The organism is Aeromonas sp. FDAARGOS 1409, from assembly GCF_019048705.1.
Taxonomy (GTDB): Bacteria; Pseudomonadota; Gammaproteobacteria; order Enterobacterales; family Aeromonadaceae; genus Aeromonas; species Aeromonas sanarellii.
The window spans coordinates 2,277,789-2,293,851 of the sequence record NZ_CP077395.1 but is presented as its reverse complement, the minus strand read 5'-3'; the positions used below and the strand labels follow the sequence as shown (position 1 = coordinate 2,293,851).

Sequence of the window (16,063 nt, the reverse complement as noted above, 5' to 3'; positions counted from 1 at the left end):
ATGCAGTTTCGTTCTATCCAGAATCGCATCCTGGTGCTGGCCGGGATCGCCATGACCGCGGCCTTGGTCATCCTGATCCTGCTCAATCAATACTCGGGCCGGCAGACCCAGCAGCTCACCATCAGTTCCAGCCGCGCCGCCCTGCAACAGGAGGCCTGGCAGAAGGTGAGCGCCAATGCCCGCGCCGAGGCCGCCACCATCACCCAACTGCTGCAGAAGGGGCTCTCCTACACCCAGCAGATGGCCAGCGTCTTCGCCCGGCAGCAGGAAGGCAAGCTGCCGCTGGATCGCCAGCAGGCCACCGATCTGCTCAAGGCCCAGCTCGGTCTGGAACCCCAGCTCTACGGCGCCTTCGCCGGCTTCGAGCCGAACGGCTTCGACGGCCAGGACGCCAGCTTCACCGGCCAGAGCGCGCTCGGCAGCGACGGCCAGGGGCGCTTCGTCCCCTACTTCTATCGCGACAAGGATCAGATCGGCACGGATCTGTTGCTCTCCATCGAGAAGAGCGACCCGGACGAATTCGGCAATCCCGCCAACGACTACTACGCCTGCCCGCAACGGGAGGGGCGCTCCTGCCTCATCGACCCCTTCAAGGTGGACATCAACGGTCAGCAGGTGCTGGTGAGCACCATCACCACCCCCATCCTGGTAAACGGCCAGTTCAAGGGGATAGCCGCCCTGGATCTGGCGGTGGACTCCATCAGCCGGCAGGCCAAGTCCCTCAACAGCAACATCTATGACGGCAAGGGGGAGACCCTGATCGTCAGCGCCGCCGGTGTCATCACCGGCACCAGCGGCGATGCCGCCCTGCTCGGCAGCCGGGCCGACAAGGTGCTGGGCGACGGCTGGCAGCAGTACCTCAAGCCGGAGGTACAGCGCCAGGAGCTCGACGAGGCGTTTCGCATCTCGGTGCCCATCGCGGTGCCTGGCATGGCCCGCAACTGGGCCATCATAGTCACCCTGCCCTACCAGGTGGTGCTGGCGGGGGCCGACGAGCTGGAAGCCCAGCTCACCGACATGAACCGGGCCGCCATGACCCAGCAGCTGATCGGTGCCCTGCTGGTGCTGGTGCTGGCGCTCGCCACCATGCTGGTGATCGCCCGCAGCATCACGGGCCCCATCCGCCAGATGGTCAGCCTGGTGGATGACATCGCCGATGGCGAGGGGGATCTCACCAAGCGCCTGGAGACCCGATCCCAGGACGAACTGGGGGCCCTGGCCCGCGGCATCAACCGCTTTATCGACAAGCTGCAGGCGCTGCTCGGCGACGTGCAGAAGACCGCCAGCGAGGTGCATCGCCACGCCGGGGACACCGACCGCATCGCCGGCCAGACCGACGGCAACCTGCAGCATCACCAGGCGGAGATGGAGCAGATGCTGACCGCAGTGCAGGAGATGTCCTACGTCAGCCAGGAGGTCGCCACTCACGCCAACAACACCGCCGACTCCGCCAAGCAGGCCCAGAGCGCGGCGGATCAGGGCAAGGTGCGCTTCCAGCAGGTGATCCACTCCATGCACAGGGTCGCCGCCGAGGCGGGCAAGGGCGCCGAGGTGGTGGAGGGGCTGGCCCACGACAGCGAGCAGATCACCAGCATACTCACCGTGATCCAGGGCATCGCCGACCAGACCAACTTGCTGGCCCTCAACGCCGCCATCGAGGCGGCCCGGGCCGGCGAACAGGGGCGCGGCTTTGCGGTGGTGGCGGACGAGGTGCGCAAGCTGGCGGGCAATACCCAGCAGGCGGTGCAGAACACCCAGGAGCTGATCGAGAAGATCCGCCACAGCTCGGCCAACGCGGTCAACGCCATCCAGCAGAGCCAGCAGCTGACCCATCAGGCGGTGAGCGAGGCGGATCAGGCGGAGGCGGCGCTGGACAGCATCTTCCAGGCCATCGCCACCATCAACGACATGACCTACCAGATAGCGTCCGCCGCCGAGGAGCAGAGCTCTGTCTCCGAGACCGTCTCCGGCAATCTGTCAAAAACCAGCGCACTGGCCAACGACATCGCCCGGGACGCCACCAGCACGGCCAACGCCAGCCAGGCCCTGCGTCAGGCGGCGGAGCGTTTGCAGCAGTTGTTGGGACAATTCCGTCTCAACTGATAATTTTCATGCTCTGGACTCTCCCCCTCGGGGGCGAGTCCGTTTACCATAGGCGGCATATTTGCCTGATGGCAGGCAATGTAGTGAGAGGTAAATGCCGTGCCCACCCCGGACCGTCGCCCACGTGGCCATAACAGACGAGCCCAGCAGCGTCGCCAAGACGAATCACAAGGAACCCTGCTCCAACGTATCAACGCGGCAACCCTGCCCCTGCGCCAGCGCCTCGGCCAGGGCATGAGTGGCCTGGGTCAGCACAACAAGGAGCCGAAGGCGGCCTCGTTCAGGCTGGCAAGCCCGCTGCCCCGCAAACACACCATAGGGTTGCTGGTGCTGATCCCGCTCTGGCTGATAGTGCTGGCCTGGGAGCCCTCCCCCAGCGCACCGGCGGCCGCCCCGTCCGGTTCCCTTGCTGTGCCACTCGCCGTACCGGCCCAGGCGCTGACCGTCGGCAGCGAGACGGCCGGCAGCGCGCCAGCCGCGACCAAGCCGGTCGAGGAGAAGGTGGACGGCACTTGGCTGCAGCACGAGGTGCAGGCGGGCGAGACCCTCTACTCCATCTGGCGCAAGTTCGAGCTGCCGGGGGCCGAGCTCAGCCGTCTCATCGCCATCGAAGGGCCTGATCGCCCGCTGACCCGGCTGCAGTCCGGCAAGTCGGTCTTCATTCTGGTGGACGACAGCCGCCGCATCCAGCGGGTCGAGATCCGCTCTTTCGGTCAGGCAAACTATCGCTATGACCGCCAGGGGGAAGGGTTCGCCCTCAAGGAGTGAGGCACAGTCAGCCCCAGTGCGATCGTGCAGACGGGAGGCCATGGCCTCCCGTTTTTTTGACGTGAAGCATGAAACAAGCCGCTGACTTCACAATACTTTTAGCTTGCTCAAAAAATGAAAAGGGCCAAATTGACAAGGGATCGGGCTCCAGTACAATCGGTCAGGCTTTAGACAGGGATTGTGCTACATGCTACTGGGACAAAGAGACGTGGTCAGTCATGCTTCAACCCCTGGCTTCCAGGCAAATGCAGCCTAACGAGGCTTAGTTTCATTTTGTTATAGATAGGACTTACCACATGTCTGACATTCGCACCGGCCAAGTAAAATGGTTCAACGAAACCAAGGGTTTTGGCTTCATCGAGCAATCCCAGGGACCGGACGTTTTCGTTCACTTCTCCTCCATCCAGAGTGCAGGCTTCAAGACCCTGGCTGAAGGTCAAAAAGTCCAGTTCACTGTGACCCAGGGCAAGAAAGGCCCTCAGGCCGAGAACGTCACCGTTATCTGAGCCGGCACCAGTGAGTCTGTAGGAGGAGCCAAGGCCCCTCCTATTTTTTTGTCCGTCATTTCCCCTCCCCGCACAAACCGCTGCCGCCATCAGCCACTTAGATCTTGCCTGCAGGAAAAGGTGAGCGCAGAGCTCGCCGAAAGCCGGATCCGGCAAAGCATAACGGCGCGATGTGGTGGGCAATGCGAACGGATGATGAGGGCTTCGAGGAGAGATTGGAGCGGGAAACGGAGACTCGGGCTTGCGACCCCAGCCTTGGCAAGCGCGGATCATGCTCTACCAACCGGGTATGGCAAGGATTGTCTTGGGAAACTGGGTGCGTGAACTTGGCGCAGAGAGATTGGGTTTGAAGGATTTGACGAGAGATTGGAGCGGGAAACGAGACTCGAACTCGCGACCCCAACCTTGGCAAGCGCGGATCATGCTCTACCAACCGGGTATGGCAGTCATTGTCTTGGGAAACTGGATGCGTGAACTTGGCGCAAAGAGATTGGATTTGAAGGATTTGACGAGAGATTGGAGCGGGAAACGAGACTCGAACTCGCGACCCCGACCTTGGCAAGCGTGGATCATGCTCTACCAACCGGGTATGGCAAGTATTGTCTTGGGAAACTGGATGGCGAGCTTGGCGCAGAGAGATTGAATTTGAAGGATCTGACGAGAGATTGGAGCGGGAAACGAGACTCGAACTCGCGACCCCGACCTTGGCAAGGTCGTGCTCTACCAACTGAGCTATTCCCGCAACAGGATGTCGTCTGCACATGGTTGGAGCGGGAAACGAGACTCGAACTCGCGACCCCGACCTTGGCAAGGTCGTGCTCTACCAACTGAGCTATTCCCGCAACGGAATACCATCTGCAGCACTTCATAAAACAAGCTTGGAGCGGGAAACGAGACTCGAACTCGCGACCCCGACCTTGGCAAGGTCGTGCTCTACCAACTGAGCTATTCCCGCAACGGTATGTCATCTGCACATGATTGGAGCGGGAAACGAGACTCGAACTCGCGACCCCGACCTTGGCAAGGTCGTGCTCTACCAACTGAGCTATTCCCGCAACGGTATGTCATCTGCACATGATTGGAGCGGGAAACGAGACTCGAACTCGCGACCCCGACCTTGGCAAGGTCGTGCTCTACCAACTGAGCTATTCCCGCAACGGAATATCATCTGCAAATGTTTGGAGCGGGAAACGAGACTCGAACTCGCGACCCCGACCTTGGCAAGGTCGTGCTCTACCAACTGAGCTATTCCCGCAACATGGATTGTCTTGAGGCTGGCGGATGATTGGAGCGGGAAACGAGACTCGAACTCGCGACCCCGACCTTGGCAAGGTCGTGCTCTACCAACTGAGCTATTCCCGCATCGGAATAATCATCTGCACATTTTGGAGCGGGAAACGAGACTCGAACTCGCGACCCCGACCTTGGCAAGGTCGTGCTCTACCAACTGAGCTATTCCCGCAAAACCTGAAAACAGACCGTACAGCATTTGGTTGCTTGCGCTACTGTACGGGAGCCGAATTATAAGAGCAGACATTCCAATTGCAAGGGCTTTTTTGTCTGGTTGCAGCCGTTCGCTCAAAAGCTGGCCGAACTGCCGATTTTAGCAACCGGACGACGGCAACCCCTTGCCTGTCACTCAGATTTTGAAGACGTGGGCGCGGTAGAACTGCAGTTCGGCGATGGATTCGCGGATGTCGTCGAGGGCCTGGTGAGAGCCGCTCTTCTTGAACTGCTCCAGCAGCTCCGGCTGCCAGCGGCGCACCAGCTCCTTGATGGTGCTGACGTCCACGTTGCGATAGTGGAAGAAGGCTTCCAGCTCCGCCATGTGCTTGACCATGAAGCGGCGATCCTGGCCTATGCTGTTGCCGCACAGCGGGCTGGTGCGCTCGGGCACCCACTCCCGGATAAACGCCAGCGTTTCGGCGATCGCCCTGGCCTCGTCGTATTCACTCGCCTTGACCCGGGCCACCAGGCCGCTGTTGGTATGGGTGTTGACGTTCCAGTCGTCCATCTTGGCCAGCTCTGCGTCGCTCTGGTGGATGGCGATGACAGGCCCCTCGGCCAGCACGTTCAGGTCCTTGTCGGTGACTATGGTGGCGATCTCCAGTACCACGTTCTGTTCGGGGTCCAGACCCGTCATCTCCATGTCGATCCATACCAGGTTCTGCGCGCTGACTGTCATGATTGCTCTCTTCAGTTGGGAGGAATGGCGGAATTTTGCCAATTTGCATGTATCATACTGGCTTTGGATCTGTTCATAAACCGGCAAACCCCGTGGCAAAGAAAGCAAAACTCAATCTGGGTCAACAAAGGCGCGTCCAGGCCAACCGCGATCGGCGGCTGCAAAAAGAGCACACGACAGTGGTGGATGACACCCTGTTCGGACCCGCCATCGAAGGGGTGGTGATCAGCCGCTTCGGCCAGCATGCGGACGTGGAGGCGAGCGACGGCACCATCCACCGCAGCAACCTGAGGCGCAGCAGCATCAGCAGCCTGGTGTGCGGCGACAAGGTGGTCTGGCGTCCCGGCCTCAATGCCGCCACCGCAGGCGTCATCGAGGCGGTGCACCCGCGCCACTCGGTACTGACCCGGCCGGACTTCTACGACGGGGTCAAGCCCATCGCCGCCAACATCGACCAGATCATCATCGTCTCCGCGGTGATGCCGGAGTTCTCCACCAACATCGTCGACCGCTATCTGGTGGCGGCGGAAGACGTGGAGATAGCGCCCCTCATCGTGCTGAACAAGGTGGACATGCTGGACGAGGCCGCCCGCGCGCAGGTCGAGCGCCAGCTCGAGACCTACCGCAAGCTCGGCTACGAGGTGCTGCTGGTGAGCTGCGAGAGCGGCGAGGGGCTGGACGAGCTGAAAGCCGCCCTCACCGGCAAGATCAGCATCTTCGTCGGTCAGTCCGGGGTGGGCAAGTCGTCCCTCACCAACGCCCTGATGCCGGGGCTGGACGTGCTCACCGGCGAGATCTCCGAAAACTCGGGACTCGGCCAGCACACCACCACCACGGCGCGGCTCTACCACTTCCCGAGCGGCGGCGACCTCATCGACTCCCCCGGGATCCGCGAATTCGCCCTCTGGCACCTGGAAGCCGATCGCATCACCTGGTGTTTCGTCGAGTTCCGCGACTACCTGGGCGGCTGCAAGTTCCGCGACTGCACCCACAAGGACGATCCCGGCTGCGCCCTGCGCACGGCGGTCGAACGCGGCGCCATCAGCGCCGATCGCTTCCGCAACTATCACCGCATCCTGGAAACCATGCAGGAAGCCCGCCACGGTCGCCAACAGGCGCGGCTGTGACCCATTCAACTCATTCCTTAGATGAAGATCATGAGCATCACTGACAACCTGAAAATTGCCGGTCAATACTGTCTGCCCAAACACGCCCTCTCCCGCCTGGTGGGCAAGCTGGCCGCCGCCGAGGCCGGCAACCTCACCACCAAAGTGATCGAGGCCTTTATCAAGCAGTACGGCGTCGACATGAGCGAGGCGCTGCACGAGAGCCCGGCCCACTACAAGAGCTTCAACGCCTTCTTCACCCGCGAGCTCAAGCCCGGCATCCGCCCCGTGGTGGAGGACGCCATGACCCTGGCGCTGCCGGTGGACGGCACCGTCAGCCAGCTCGGTCCCATCCAGCAGGGTCGCATCATCCAGGCCAAGGGCCACGACTACAGCGCCCGTGAACTGCTGGGCGGCTATGAGGATCTGGTAGCACCGTTCAAGGATGGCGACTTTGCCACCATCTATCTGGCGCCCAAGGATTACCACCGCATCCACATGCCACTGGACGGCGTGCTGGAGAGCATGGTGTTCGTACCCGGCGATCTCTTCTCCGTCAACCCGCTCACCGCCGAGAACGTGCCGAACCTGTTCGCCCGCAACGAGCGGGTGGTGGCCACCTTCCGCACCCCCCACGGCCCCATGGCGCTGGTGCTGGTCGGCGCCACCATAGTCGCCAGCATCGAGACCATCTGGGCCGGCAATATCGCGCCGACCAAGCAAAAGGAAGTGGTACGCTGGGACTACAGCGGCGACGAGGCCATCACCCTGCAAAAAGGCACCGAGATGGGGCTGTTCAAGCTGGGCAGCACAGTCGTCTGCCTGTTTGGCCCCGGCATGCTGGCCGGTTTCGAACCCCACCTGGCCAACGGGGTCACCACCCGCATGGGTCAGCCCTTTGCCACCCTGGCGGCGCAGGCATGAGCGAACAGTCGCCCACTCCCCAGAAGAACAACCCGCTGCACGGGCTGACGCTGGAGGCCATCGTCACCGCATTGGTGGCCCACTATGGCTGGGAAAGATTGGGGCAGGAGATCAACATCCGCTGCTTCACCCAGGACCCCAGCATCAAGTCCAGCCTGAAGTTTTTGCGCAAGACCCCCTGGGCGCGGGAGAAGGTCGAGAGCCTCTACCTCTACGTCCAGCGCAAGCAAGCCACATCGAAGGAATAACGCCATGGCGTTCAAGATTACCTACACCTACAAGAAGCAGGCCAAAGAGATCGGCTACGCCAACGACAAGTTCAACAGCATCTATGATGCCGTGGCCGCCGCCGAGGGCATCGATCTCACCCGCTTCCACGCCATGGAGGAGCAGCTGGCCCAGGTGTGCCGGCGCGACAAGAAGAGCGTGAAGGACTACAGGGAGAACTACTTCAAGGAGCTGGGGTTCTCCAGCATCGTCATCGAACGGGATCCCAAGGAGTAAGCATGCGCCCCCTGACTCTGATGGCCGCCTCCCTGCTGCTGGCCGCCTGCAACGGCACACCGCAGGCCCCGATGGTGGGGGCTGACCGCGACGAGCACGGTTGCATCGGCAGCGCTGGCTATCAATGGTCCGAGCTGACCGGCCAGTGCGTGCGGCTGTTCGAGCAGGCGGTGCGGCTGCAATCTCTGGAGGCGGGCGAAACCGGCAGCGCCTTCGTGCTGTTCAACGACGATCGGAGCCAGGCCGAGCTGACCCTGCCGAGCGGCGAGCGGGTTCGCCTGATCCGTCAGGGGGAAGAGGGTGGCTGGTCCTGGCAGGGCGGCGCCTATCAGCTCTATCCCTGGAAGGGCTATGTGCTCAAGTCCGGCGAGCGGGCGCTGTTTCACGGTGACAGCGCACGCTGAGTGCAACTCCCGCGGCAAGCGACAGACACAAAAAACCCCGTTGCAGGCAACGGGGTTTTTCTTTGGGGTCTGTTCAGTTGCCGAGGGTGGCAAACAGGCTCTGCTCCAGGCTGCCGCGGGAGACACACACCGGGGTGATGGAGGGGGCCAGTACGCGCTCGCCGGAGGACTCGACGAAGTAGAGCTGGGTGTTGCCCTTGACGTTGACGGTCGCCACGCTGTTGTTGCCGCTCTGGGTGATGATCAGGTTGATCTGCAGGTTCGGGTTGCCCAGTGCGACCTTGGACCCCATGGTGCCGCAATCCAGCCACTCCAGCCCCTCGGCCGAGTTCTCGACGTTGGCGGTCATCAGGCCGGAGCCCCGCTGGCTGTTCTCGATGTTCAGGCCGTGATCGCCAAACCACTTCTCGGCGCGGGCCCACACCAGATCCACCGGGATCGCCATCTCCTGGGTGTTGTTGGTCGCCTTGGCTACCGGCGGGGTATAGCGGTACTGCTCGCCACCGTTGTTGTCGCTGGCACAACCCACCATCAGCAGGGCCAGTGCTACTCCCACTATCTTTTTCATGCTGCTTCTCTCATCCATATAATCCGGCCATAGGCCAACCGGCGGCTATTATGGCGATCGCGACACAGACTGTCAGCAGGGATCCGCATAAATGGCAGACTCTTAACCCGTGCTTTACAAAACTTGCCTGTTATCATAGATTTGCTCGAAGTCTCCCCCGTGAGTGCTCCCGTGAATTCTTCGCTCTCCCTGGCGCTGCTGCAGCAGATCATCGACCAGTTACCCATGAATATCTTCTGCCGGGATACAAACGGACGGTACCTGTTTGCCAACAAGGTCTTCGCGAGGGAGGCCGGGCTGCAGCACCCGGATGAGGTCATTGGCAAGTGCGATGCCGAGATGCCCTGGGGGGATGTGTTCCGCGAGGAGGACGATCGCCTGCTGGCCGAGGGCAAGCCCCTGCTGCATCAGCAGCTCCATTGCCACAACGGTGCCGCCACCGGCTGGATGGAGATCCACAAGGTCCCCCTCTATGACGGACAGGGTGAGCCCATCGCCCTGTTTGCCATGATCAGCGCCATCGACCAGCGCAAGGAGCTGGAGCAGACCTATCGTCAGCAGCAGCTGCTGCAGCGCCGCCTGCTGGACGCCATTCCGGACCTCATTCGCCTCGAGGATCACCAGGGCGTGCTCATCGACTGCAACCAGGCCTTCCTCGACTTCATGGGGCTCGCCGCCAGCGAGGCCCTGGGTCGGCGTGTGCCGCCCCGTCTGCCCGTCGAACAGACCCTGGGGCAGGGGGAATACTGCGTGGTGGATGCCCAGGGTCAGGGCCGCCACCTGGAGGTCACCCGGGTCGAGGTACCGGACGACGAGGGCAACTCCCTCGGCATCCTCACCCTGAGCCGCGACATCACCGGGCTGCGCACCACCCAGGCCCAGCTGCAACAGGAGCAGCACTACGACAGCCTGACCGGCCTGCTCAAGCTCTCCCACTTCCTGCAGACCAGTCGCCATCTCGGCGCCCGCAAGGCCAGCCTGCTGCTGGTCGACCTGCAGCACTTTCGCGAGATCAACGATCGCTTCGGCATCCGCATCGCCGACCGCCTGCTGAGCCAGGTCGCCCGCCGCCTGCAACGGCTGGCACCGCCCCAGTCCCTGCTCTGCCGGGTGGCCGCCGACGATTTCGCCCTGCTGCTGCCCGAGCTCCCCCTCTCCCTGGACGAGTGGAGCCGCAATCTGCAACAGGAGCTGATGATCCCCTACCAGGTGGAGGAGCACAGGATCCAGATCCCGGTCTTCCTCGGCATCGCCCATGGCAAGGCCAAGGATGCGGAGCGGCTGCTGAGCCACGCGGAGGCCGCCCTGGCCCAGGGCAAGCGCCAGCAGCAACACTGCACCCTGTTCGACCCCGAGCTGGATGCCAAGCTCAAACGCCGCCAGCTCATCGCCGTCCAGCTGCCGCTCGCCATCAAGTCCGCCGAGCTGACCGCCGTCTACCAGCCCATCATCTGCACCCACAGCAACCGGCTGCACGGAGCCGAACTGCTCTGCCGCTGGCCCCATCCGGAGTTCGGCATGATCTCCCCGGACGAGTTCATCCCGCTGGCGGAGGAGCTGGGGCTCATCGGTCAGCTCGGCCAGCTGATGCTGGAGCTGGGCTGTGCCCAGCTCGCCCGCTGGCAGGTGGCGGCGCCGGATCTGGTGCTCTCCATCAACCTGTCGCCGCTGCAGTTCCGCGATCCCGAGCTCTGTCCGCAGATCTTCGCCTGCATCGAACGCCACGGCCTCGCCCCCTGGCAGCTGGAGCTGGAGATCACCGAAGGGGTGCTGATGGAAAACGCCGACGAAATCGAGAGCAACCTGGCCAGCCTGATCGAGGCGGGCTTCCAGCTCGCCATCGATGACTTCGGCACCGGCTACTGCTCCCTGGCCTACCTGCCCAGGCTGCAGGTGGCGACCCTCAAGCTGGACAGAAGCTTCACCCAGGGGCTGGCCACCAACCAGGCCACCACCGCCATAGTGCGCTCCGTCATCGGTCTGGGCCACGAGCTCGGCATCAAAATCACCGCCGAAGGGGTGGAGACGGCGGAGCAGCAGACCTGGCTGGCGCAGGCCGGCTGCGATCGGCTGCAGGGCTACCTGTTCAGCCGCCCCCTGCCCCCCGCGGACTTCGCCCGCAACTACCAGCTGCCGGCCTGATGCGCCACCAACGACAAGGCCACCCTGAGGTGGCCTTGTCGTGTTTGCTGAGGGTGCACAGGCGCCCCCGGCACCCTTACTCCTGGAAGTAGGTGCCCCAGCCGTCGTAATCCACACCGTACTTCTCGAGGATAGGCAGCATCTTCTCGATGTCGGCGACTATGGTCTCCACATCCAGCTTGCACTCCACGGTGGCGTCGAAGCAGAAGATGGTGGCGCCGTCGTCCAGCTCCATCTCCTCGGCGTCGGTCACCTCGAACCCGGCCTTGAACAGATCCACCGCCGCCTTCTCCAGCAGATCGAACTTCTGGCAGGCAAAGTGATGCTCAATCTCGTACTCCAGATCCGGATTGCTGCCATCGGCCAGCAATTCGTTGACGATGGCGGCGGTCTCTTCGCGCCACTCTTGCATATTGGTATTCATATAAACCCCAGGCGGTGTTGGATGGAGGTCAGCCCCGACTGGCGGGTGCACCGGACGGCGCCGTCCCGGGTCTCGGGGGGATGATTGCGGCAAAGCATACCCGCAGAGTGCTGCTGGCTCAATCGGTGGGAGAAGATAGCTGCCGGACTCCTCTCCTCCCAGATGGTGGTCCCCCCCAAAAGGGGAAAATCAGTGCAATGCTCCACCCCAAGGTTGGATTCCGATGGATACATCCTTGCCGCTATGACTTTACCTGGTCATTCCCCTGCCCTCTTCACGACAGCCAGGGTTTCCCTCCACCGCCACCCCGGATGACAAATGGACCGCCTGGCGGTATCAAGGGACGCGGGTGAATCATCACCCGCCCGGAAAAGGAGCCCGCCAGGCTCCTTTCTGATCATGTGAAGGAGCACATAGATAATGCCTAAAAAAACAATAATGAGCCTGCTTGTCGGCTCAACCCTTATGATTGGAAACCAGGCCATGGCCGCCCCGGTCCACGGTCCGTTCGATGCCCCGCTGGCCGACGAGGTGAAGGTGCTGGAGATGCTTAAAAAAAGCGGTCGCATCCCCACCCTGGCCTCCCCCGAGCAGGAGCAGGCGGCCCTCGCCCGCTACTACCGCGAGAAATCGCGGGCCTATCAGGGCAATGGCGGCACCCTGGCGGTGAAAGAGGGCAAGGTGCGCGAGACCATCCTCAAGAAGATCCGCCTCAACGGCACCGCCCGTCCCGGCGATCGGGTGCCCACCCTGCTGCTCAAGGCCATCGAGAAAGAGCACTACCGGGGCCAGATGCGCAAGGACAAGATCCTCGCCATCCTGGTGGACTTCCCCGACTACCCGAAGAACAGCGTGCGCCCCGAGCTCACCAAGATGTACTACCCGGATTACACCCCGGCGCACTACAACGATCTGCTGTTCTCCTCCAAGGGCTATGCCGGCCCGAACGGCGAGCGGTTCATCTCCATGCGCCAGTTCTACGAGCAGCAGTCCGGCCAGAGCTACAGCGTGCGCGGTCAGGTGGCGGGCTGGTATACCGCCGACAGGAACGCCGCCTACTACGGCGCCAACGCCACCCCGGAGACCATCCGGGAGCTGGTGAAGGAGGCGCTGATCCAGGTGGCAGGAGACCCTGCCATCGATCTGGCGCAATTTGACCAGGAGGATCGCTACGATCTCAACGGCAATGGCAACCGCAACGAGCCGGACGGCCTCATCGACCACCTGATGATCTTCCACTCCAGCGTCGGCGAGGAGGCAGGAGGCGGCGATCTCGGCGAAGACGCCATCTGGGCCCACCGCTGGAATCTGGGTGCCCCCTACCCCATCCCCGGCACCAGCAGCCCGAGCCAGAACTTCGGCGGCCAGTTTGCCGCCTACGACTACACCATCCAGCCCATCGATGCGGCGGCCGGGGTCTGTGCCCACGAATATGGCCACGATCTGGGGCTGCCGGACGAGTACGATACCAAGTACACCGGCAAGGGGGAACCGGTGGCGACCTGGTCCATCATGTCGTCCGGCTCTTGGGCCGGGGTCATCGGCGGCACCGAGCCGACCGGGTTCTCCGCCTGGGCCAAGGAGTTCCTGCAGGCCTCCCTCGGCGGCAACTGGCTGCACGGCAGCAACGTGCAGCTCGCCGATCTCAGCCCCCGCGGCAACGTCTACATGCTGGATCAGGCCAACGACAAGGGGCGCAACGACGACGTGGTGCGCATCAACCTGCCGGCCAAGCAGATCCCGCTCAACCCGCCCTACGCCGGCCAGTACCAGTACCACGGCGGCAAGGGCAACAACCTCGACAACCGCATGAGCCTCAAGCTGGATCTGAGCGGCAAACAGAGCGCCAGCCTCGGCTTCAAGGCCAAGTATCAGATTGAAGAGGGGTACGACTACGCCAGGGTGCTGGTCAATGGCCAGCCCATCCCGGGCAACCTGACCACCAGCGACGATCCCAACGGGATCGGCTTCGGGATCGGCATCACCGGCAACTCCAACGGCTGGACCGATGCCGAGTTCGATCTCACCCCCTGGGCCGGTCAGCAGGTCACCCTCACTCTGCAATACCAGAGCGATGGCGGCGTGGCCGAAAACGGGCTGTTCGTGGACGAGCTGCAGATCCTCGCCGATGGCGACACCCTGCTGAGCGACGGGGCCGAGGGCAGTTCTGCCTTCACCCTGGCCGGCTTTGTGAAGAGCAACGGCAACGAGGCCAAGGATCACTACTACCTGGCCGAGTGGCGCAACCACGCTGGGGTGGACAAGGGGCTGGCCCACATCAACGTGGCCGACCAGCTGATGCGCTACGAGCCGGGCATGCTGCTCTGGTACGTGGACAACAGCCAGGTCAACAACTGGGTGGGTGTCCACCCGGGTGAGGGCTTCCTCGGGGTGGTGGATGCGGATCAGCGCACCCTCAAGTGGAGCGACGGTGCCGTGGCCGGCACCCGCTACCAGATCCACGACGCCACCTTCAGCCTGGGCTTCCAGCAGCCGCTCAACCTGAAACACCCGAGCGGCTCCCTGCTGCGCGACTTCTGGATCACCCCGAACCGGGTGTTCAAGGATTCCCGCAGCTACCAGAGCAAGGAGATCCCGGATGCCGGTCGCCTGCTGCCCGAATACGGGCTCAAGATCGGCGTCACCGGTCAGGCCCGTGACATGAGCACCGGGCGGATCATCGTCAGCCGCCACTGAGCACGACACTGATGACCAGGGGGCCCAGGGCCCCCTTTTTCGGCACCGTACAACGCAGTGCGAGGCAGGACAACAGTGCCGATGAAGGGGGGATTGCTCGGTTATCGAGCGAACGACACCGCAATCTGCACCCCGTGGTTGACACCTCGGTCCAGAAAGGGTTTAATGCGCGCCGTTGCCCAGATAGCTCAGTCGGTAGAGCAGGGGATTGAAAATCCCCATGACAGTTTTCATATCACAGCTCTGGACAGCACACTCCACAAGGCTTCGCTTTCAATGCGGGGCCTTTTTGTTATGCGTTTCTGGTCAATCTCTGGCAAGGTTTCTCACCAAGCTCGGGATTAATAATCCCCGGACCTCTGATCCTCTGCTTCATCTGACAACCGATAGCAAAGTACGCCCCCCTCCCCTGACATGACCCCCACTTCCTACGAACAACGCGTGCCCTCCCTGCCAACTCTACGTGATACCGGTTGTGTCGTGAGCCGAGTTCTCGTTATATTCGGCTCGTCATATGAGCCGAATGTGCGTTCGATTTGGCTCATATGCGACGTTGTTTTGGGCAGTTCAAGGTGTTAAACAGGGTGTTGGATGGCGGCGAGAACGGTTTTTTGCAGGGTATCAGCGCCAGCCAATATCAGAAGGTGGCCAAGGTCAGTAAAGCCACCGCGACCCGCCATCTGGCCGACTTGTTAGAGAAAGGCTGCCTTGAAAAAATGCCTGGAGGCGGTAGAAATGCACGTAATCAGATCAAGATTACACGGTAATCCCCACATTGTTTTTCGGGGGGATTACCCGACGAAGAACCTAAAATGGGTATTATCTTTAGGTAATCGTAGGATTAGAAATAACCCAAATGACCCCGTCTTGAGCGGTTTGAGCTGATCTCCCTGCTGCCGCTGTAGGTTTACAAGCGGAAGCAATACCTATCACCCGTAAACGCTATTCAACCCCCAATAGTGCAATACCTGAATCATGCCAGGCTTCGCTATTTTCTTCTGGAAGTCGGTCGACCACAAGAGTGTCTACGCGTTCTGATGGGGCGAATTGTGCCAAAGATGTGCTGTTTAACTTGCTGTGGTCGCAGACTATAATCAATTGGTTAGCGTGCTGCACCATCTGCCGTTTGGTTTCTGCCAGCAGCATATCTGCCACACAGGCTCCACGTTGCAGAGAAAATGCATTGACACCCATAAAGGCTTTATCGATGTTCAGCGTATCCAGCATCGATTGGTTGCTCCAGTTTGTGACGCAGTGATAGCCCTTTTTCACCATTCCACCGAGCAGAATAGTCTGTACGCCGTCAAAATCCTCTAACGTGCGGGCAATCATAAAATCATTGGTCACTACGGTCAGATTACGTCGCTCGCGTAGGTGCTGGGCGATGTGCAAGGTAGTGGTGCCAGTATCCAACACAATAATGTCGCCATCTTCTACCAATCCGGCAGCACGCTGACCAACTAGCTCTTTGGCTGATAGATTTAAGCTTTCACGCTGATCGGAGCCAATCTCGAAGCTAACGCGGGTACGCATAATCGCGCCACCATGGGTGCGCGTCAGTAGTCCAGCCTCTTCCATTAGCCGCAGATCAGTACGGATCGTCGCGCCGGATACGTTAAAACGTTCACTCATATCAGTGACGGACAGTTTTCGTTTCTCTTTCAGAATTGCGAGGATTTTTTCCTGGCGTTCCTCAACAAACATAGTGACTCCGGGAGAGCTAATGGTGCAC

The 16,063-nt window shown here is 61.6% G+C and carries 15 protein-coding genes and 8 tRNA genes; 11 read left to right on the top strand and 12 right to left on the bottom strand.

What is annotated here, in order from left to right:
* From I6L39_RS10925 to I6L39_RS10915, 3 genes are all read left to right on the top strand, one after another.
* Entirely contained in the window at positions 1-2,103 is a 2,103-nt protein-coding gene (locus tag I6L39_RS10925) for a methyl-accepting chemotaxis protein (protein WP_216989666.1), read from the top strand.
* A gap of 99 nt (positions 2,104-2,202) precedes the next feature.
* Positions 2,203-2,871 carry a LysM-like peptidoglycan-binding domain-containing protein gene (locus I6L39_RS10920; protein WP_216989665.1) on the top strand — a complete coding sequence of 223 codons (669 nt, stop codon included), beginning with the start codon at positions 2,203-2,205 and terminating at the stop codon, positions 2,869-2,871.
* A 296-nt stretch (positions 2,872-3,167) separates the two neighbouring features.
* Positions 3,168-3,377: a cold-shock protein gene (locus I6L39_RS10915; protein WP_005297820.1), complete on the top strand. Its 210-nt coding sequence runs from the start codon at positions 3,168-3,170 to the stop codon at positions 3,375-3,377.
* A 666-nt stretch (positions 3,378-4,043) separates the two neighbouring features.
* Here the strand turns inward: I6L39_RS10915 and I6L39_RS10910 are convergent.
* From I6L39_RS10910 to orn, 9 genes are all read right to left on the bottom strand, one after another.
* A tRNA-Gly gene (locus tag I6L39_RS10910) sits at positions 4,044-4,119 on the bottom strand.
* Between the two features lie 24 nt (positions 4,120-4,143).
* Positions 4,144-4,219: transfer RNA gene (locus I6L39_RS10905), tRNA-Gly, on the bottom strand.
* Between the two features lie 37 nt (positions 4,220-4,256).
* A tRNA-Gly gene (locus I6L39_RS10900) sits at positions 4,257-4,332 on the bottom strand.
* Between the two features lie 24 nt (positions 4,333-4,356).
* A tRNA-Gly gene (locus tag I6L39_RS10895) sits at positions 4,357-4,432 on the bottom strand.
* Between the two features lie 24 nt (positions 4,433-4,456).
* Positions 4,457-4,532 (bottom strand) — tRNA-Gly (locus I6L39_RS10890).
* A 24-nt stretch (positions 4,533-4,556) separates the two neighbouring features.
* Positions 4,557-4,632: transfer RNA gene (locus I6L39_RS10885), tRNA-Gly, on the bottom strand.
* A gap of 31 nt (positions 4,633-4,663) precedes the next feature.
* Positions 4,664-4,739 (bottom strand) — tRNA-Gly (locus tag I6L39_RS10880).
* Positions 4,740-4,763: 24 nt separating this feature from the next.
* Positions 4,764-4,839 (bottom strand) — tRNA-Gly (locus I6L39_RS10875).
* Between the two features lie 177 nt (positions 4,840-5,016).
* Positions 5,017-5,562, bottom strand: a complete 546-nt coding sequence (orn, locus tag I6L39_RS10870) for an oligoribonuclease (protein ID WP_216989664.1) — start codon at positions 5,560-5,562, stop codon at positions 5,017-5,019.
* 92 nt (positions 5,563-5,654) lie between these two features.
* On the opposite strand from orn, the gene rsgA reads away from it, so the two are divergent.
* The 5 genes from rsgA to I6L39_RS10845 are packed head-to-tail and all read left to right on the top strand — an operon-like array spanning position 5,655 to position 8,500.
* Positions 5,655-6,689: a small ribosomal subunit biogenesis GTPase RsgA gene (rsgA, locus tag I6L39_RS10865; protein WP_216989663.1), complete on the top strand. Its 1,035-nt coding sequence runs from the start codon at positions 5,655-5,657 to the stop codon at positions 6,687-6,689.
* A 30-nt stretch (positions 6,690-6,719) separates the two neighbouring features.
* Entirely contained in the window at positions 6,720-7,592 is an 873-nt protein-coding gene (gene asd / locus I6L39_RS10860) for an archaetidylserine decarboxylase (RefSeq protein ID WP_216989662.1), read from the top strand.
* On the top strand, positions 7,589-7,840 hold the full coding sequence (locus I6L39_RS10855) for a VF530 family DNA-binding protein (protein WP_042078015.1): 252 nt from the start codon (positions 7,589-7,591) through the stop codon (positions 7,838-7,840). The genes asd and I6L39_RS10855 overlap by 4 nt, the downstream gene beginning before the upstream one ends.
* Positions 7,841-7,844: 4 nt before the next feature.
* Positions 7,845-8,096: a DUF2960 domain-containing protein gene (locus I6L39_RS10850; protein ID WP_161469749.1), complete on the top strand. Its 252-nt coding sequence runs from the start codon at positions 7,845-7,847 to the stop codon at positions 8,094-8,096.
* Between the two features lie 2 nt (positions 8,097-8,098).
* Positions 8,099-8,500: a hypothetical protein gene (locus I6L39_RS10845; RefSeq protein ID WP_216989661.1), complete on the top strand. Its 402-nt coding sequence runs from the start codon at positions 8,099-8,101 to the stop codon at positions 8,498-8,500.
* A gap of 73 nt (positions 8,501-8,573) precedes the next feature.
* On the opposite strand, the gene I6L39_RS10840 is transcribed toward I6L39_RS10845, so the two are convergent.
* Positions 8,574-9,068, bottom strand: coding sequence for a hypothetical protein (locus I6L39_RS10840; protein ID WP_042078021.1), 495 nt, complete (start codon positions 9,066-9,068; stop codon positions 8,574-8,576).
* A 171-nt stretch (positions 9,069-9,239) separates the two neighbouring features.
* On the opposite strand from I6L39_RS10840, the gene I6L39_RS10835 reads away from it, so the two are divergent.
* Positions 9,240-11,210 carry a bifunctional diguanylate cyclase/phosphodiesterase gene (locus I6L39_RS10835; protein WP_216989660.1) on the top strand — a complete coding sequence of 657 codons (1,971 nt, stop codon included), beginning with the start codon at positions 9,240-9,242 and terminating at the stop codon, positions 11,208-11,210.
* Between the two features lie 76 nt (positions 11,211-11,286).
* On the opposite strand, the gene rraB is transcribed toward I6L39_RS10835, so the two are convergent.
* Positions 11,287-11,622 (bottom strand): ribonuclease E inhibitor RraB, encoded by a 336-nt coding sequence (gene rraB / locus I6L39_RS10830; RefSeq protein WP_042078026.1) that lies wholly within the window; start codon positions 11,620-11,622, stop codon positions 11,287-11,289.
* Between the two features lie 432 nt (positions 11,623-12,054).
* Between rraB and I6L39_RS10825 the strand changes: the two genes are divergently transcribed.
* Both I6L39_RS10825 and I6L39_RS10820 read left to right on the top strand, forming a co-directional pair.
* Complete coding sequence (locus I6L39_RS10825) at positions 12,055-14,331, top strand: immune inhibitor A domain-containing protein (protein ID WP_216989659.1); 2,277 nt, start codon at positions 12,055-12,057, stop codon at positions 14,329-14,331.
* Between the two features lie 584 nt (positions 14,332-14,915).
* Positions 14,916-15,098, top strand: coding sequence for a hypothetical protein (locus I6L39_RS10820; protein ID WP_254203630.1), 183 nt, complete (start codon positions 14,916-14,918; stop codon positions 15,096-15,098).
* 175 nt (positions 15,099-15,273) lie between these two features.
* Here the strand turns inward: I6L39_RS10820 and I6L39_RS10815 are convergent, their stop codons facing one another.
* The gene (locus I6L39_RS10815; RefSeq protein ID WP_216989658.1) at positions 15,274-16,035 is read right to left on the bottom strand and encodes a DeoR/GlpR family DNA-binding transcription regulator; all 762 of its coding nucleotides are present in this window, start codon (positions 16,033-16,035) and stop codon (positions 15,274-15,276) included.
* Positions 16,036-16,063 lie beyond the last annotated feature (28 nt).

What these genes read in the sequence shown, in the direction of transcription:
- I6L39_RS10840 (WP_042078021.1), bottom strand. Translation starts at nt 9,068, where the DNA reads ATGAAAAAGATAGTGGGAGTAGCACTGGCCCTGCTGATGGTGGGTTGT.
- orn (WP_216989664.1), bottom strand. Translation starts at nt 5,562, where the DNA reads ATGACAGTCAGCGCGCAGAACCTGGTATGGATCGACATGGAGATGACG.
- asd (WP_216989662.1), top strand. Translation starts at nt 6,720, where the DNA reads ATGAGCATCACTGACAACCTGAAAATTGCCGGTCAATACTGTCTGCCC.
- I6L39_RS10855 (WP_042078015.1), top strand. Translation starts at nt 7,589, where the DNA reads ATGAGCGAACAGTCGCCCACTCCCCAGAAGAACAACCCGCTGCACGGG.
- I6L39_RS10825 (WP_216989659.1), top strand. Translation starts at nt 12,055, where the DNA reads ATGCCTAAAAAAACAATAATGAGCCTGCTTGTCGGCTCAACCCTTATG.
- I6L39_RS10845 (WP_216989661.1), top strand. Translation starts at nt 8,099, where the DNA reads ATGCGCCCCCTGACTCTGATGGCCGCCTCCCTGCTGCTGGCCGCCTGC.
- rraB (WP_042078026.1), bottom strand. Translation starts at nt 11,622, where the DNA reads ATGCAAGAGTGGCGCGAAGAGACCGCCGCCATCGTCAACGAATTGCTG.
- I6L39_RS10915 (WP_005297820.1), top strand. Translation starts at nt 3,168, where the DNA reads ATGTCTGACATTCGCACCGGCCAAGTAAAATGGTTCAACGAAACCAAG.
- I6L39_RS10925 (WP_216989666.1), top strand. Translation starts at nt 1, where the DNA reads ATGCAGTTTCGTTCTATCCAGAATCGCATCCTGGTGCTGGCCGGGATC.
- I6L39_RS10850 (WP_161469749.1), top strand. Translation starts at nt 7,845, where the DNA reads ATGGCGTTCAAGATTACCTACACCTACAAGAAGCAGGCCAAAGAGATC.
- I6L39_RS10815 (WP_216989658.1), bottom strand. Translation starts at nt 16,035, where the DNA reads ATGTTTGTTGAGGAACGCCAGGAAAAAATCCTCGCAATTCTGAAAGAG.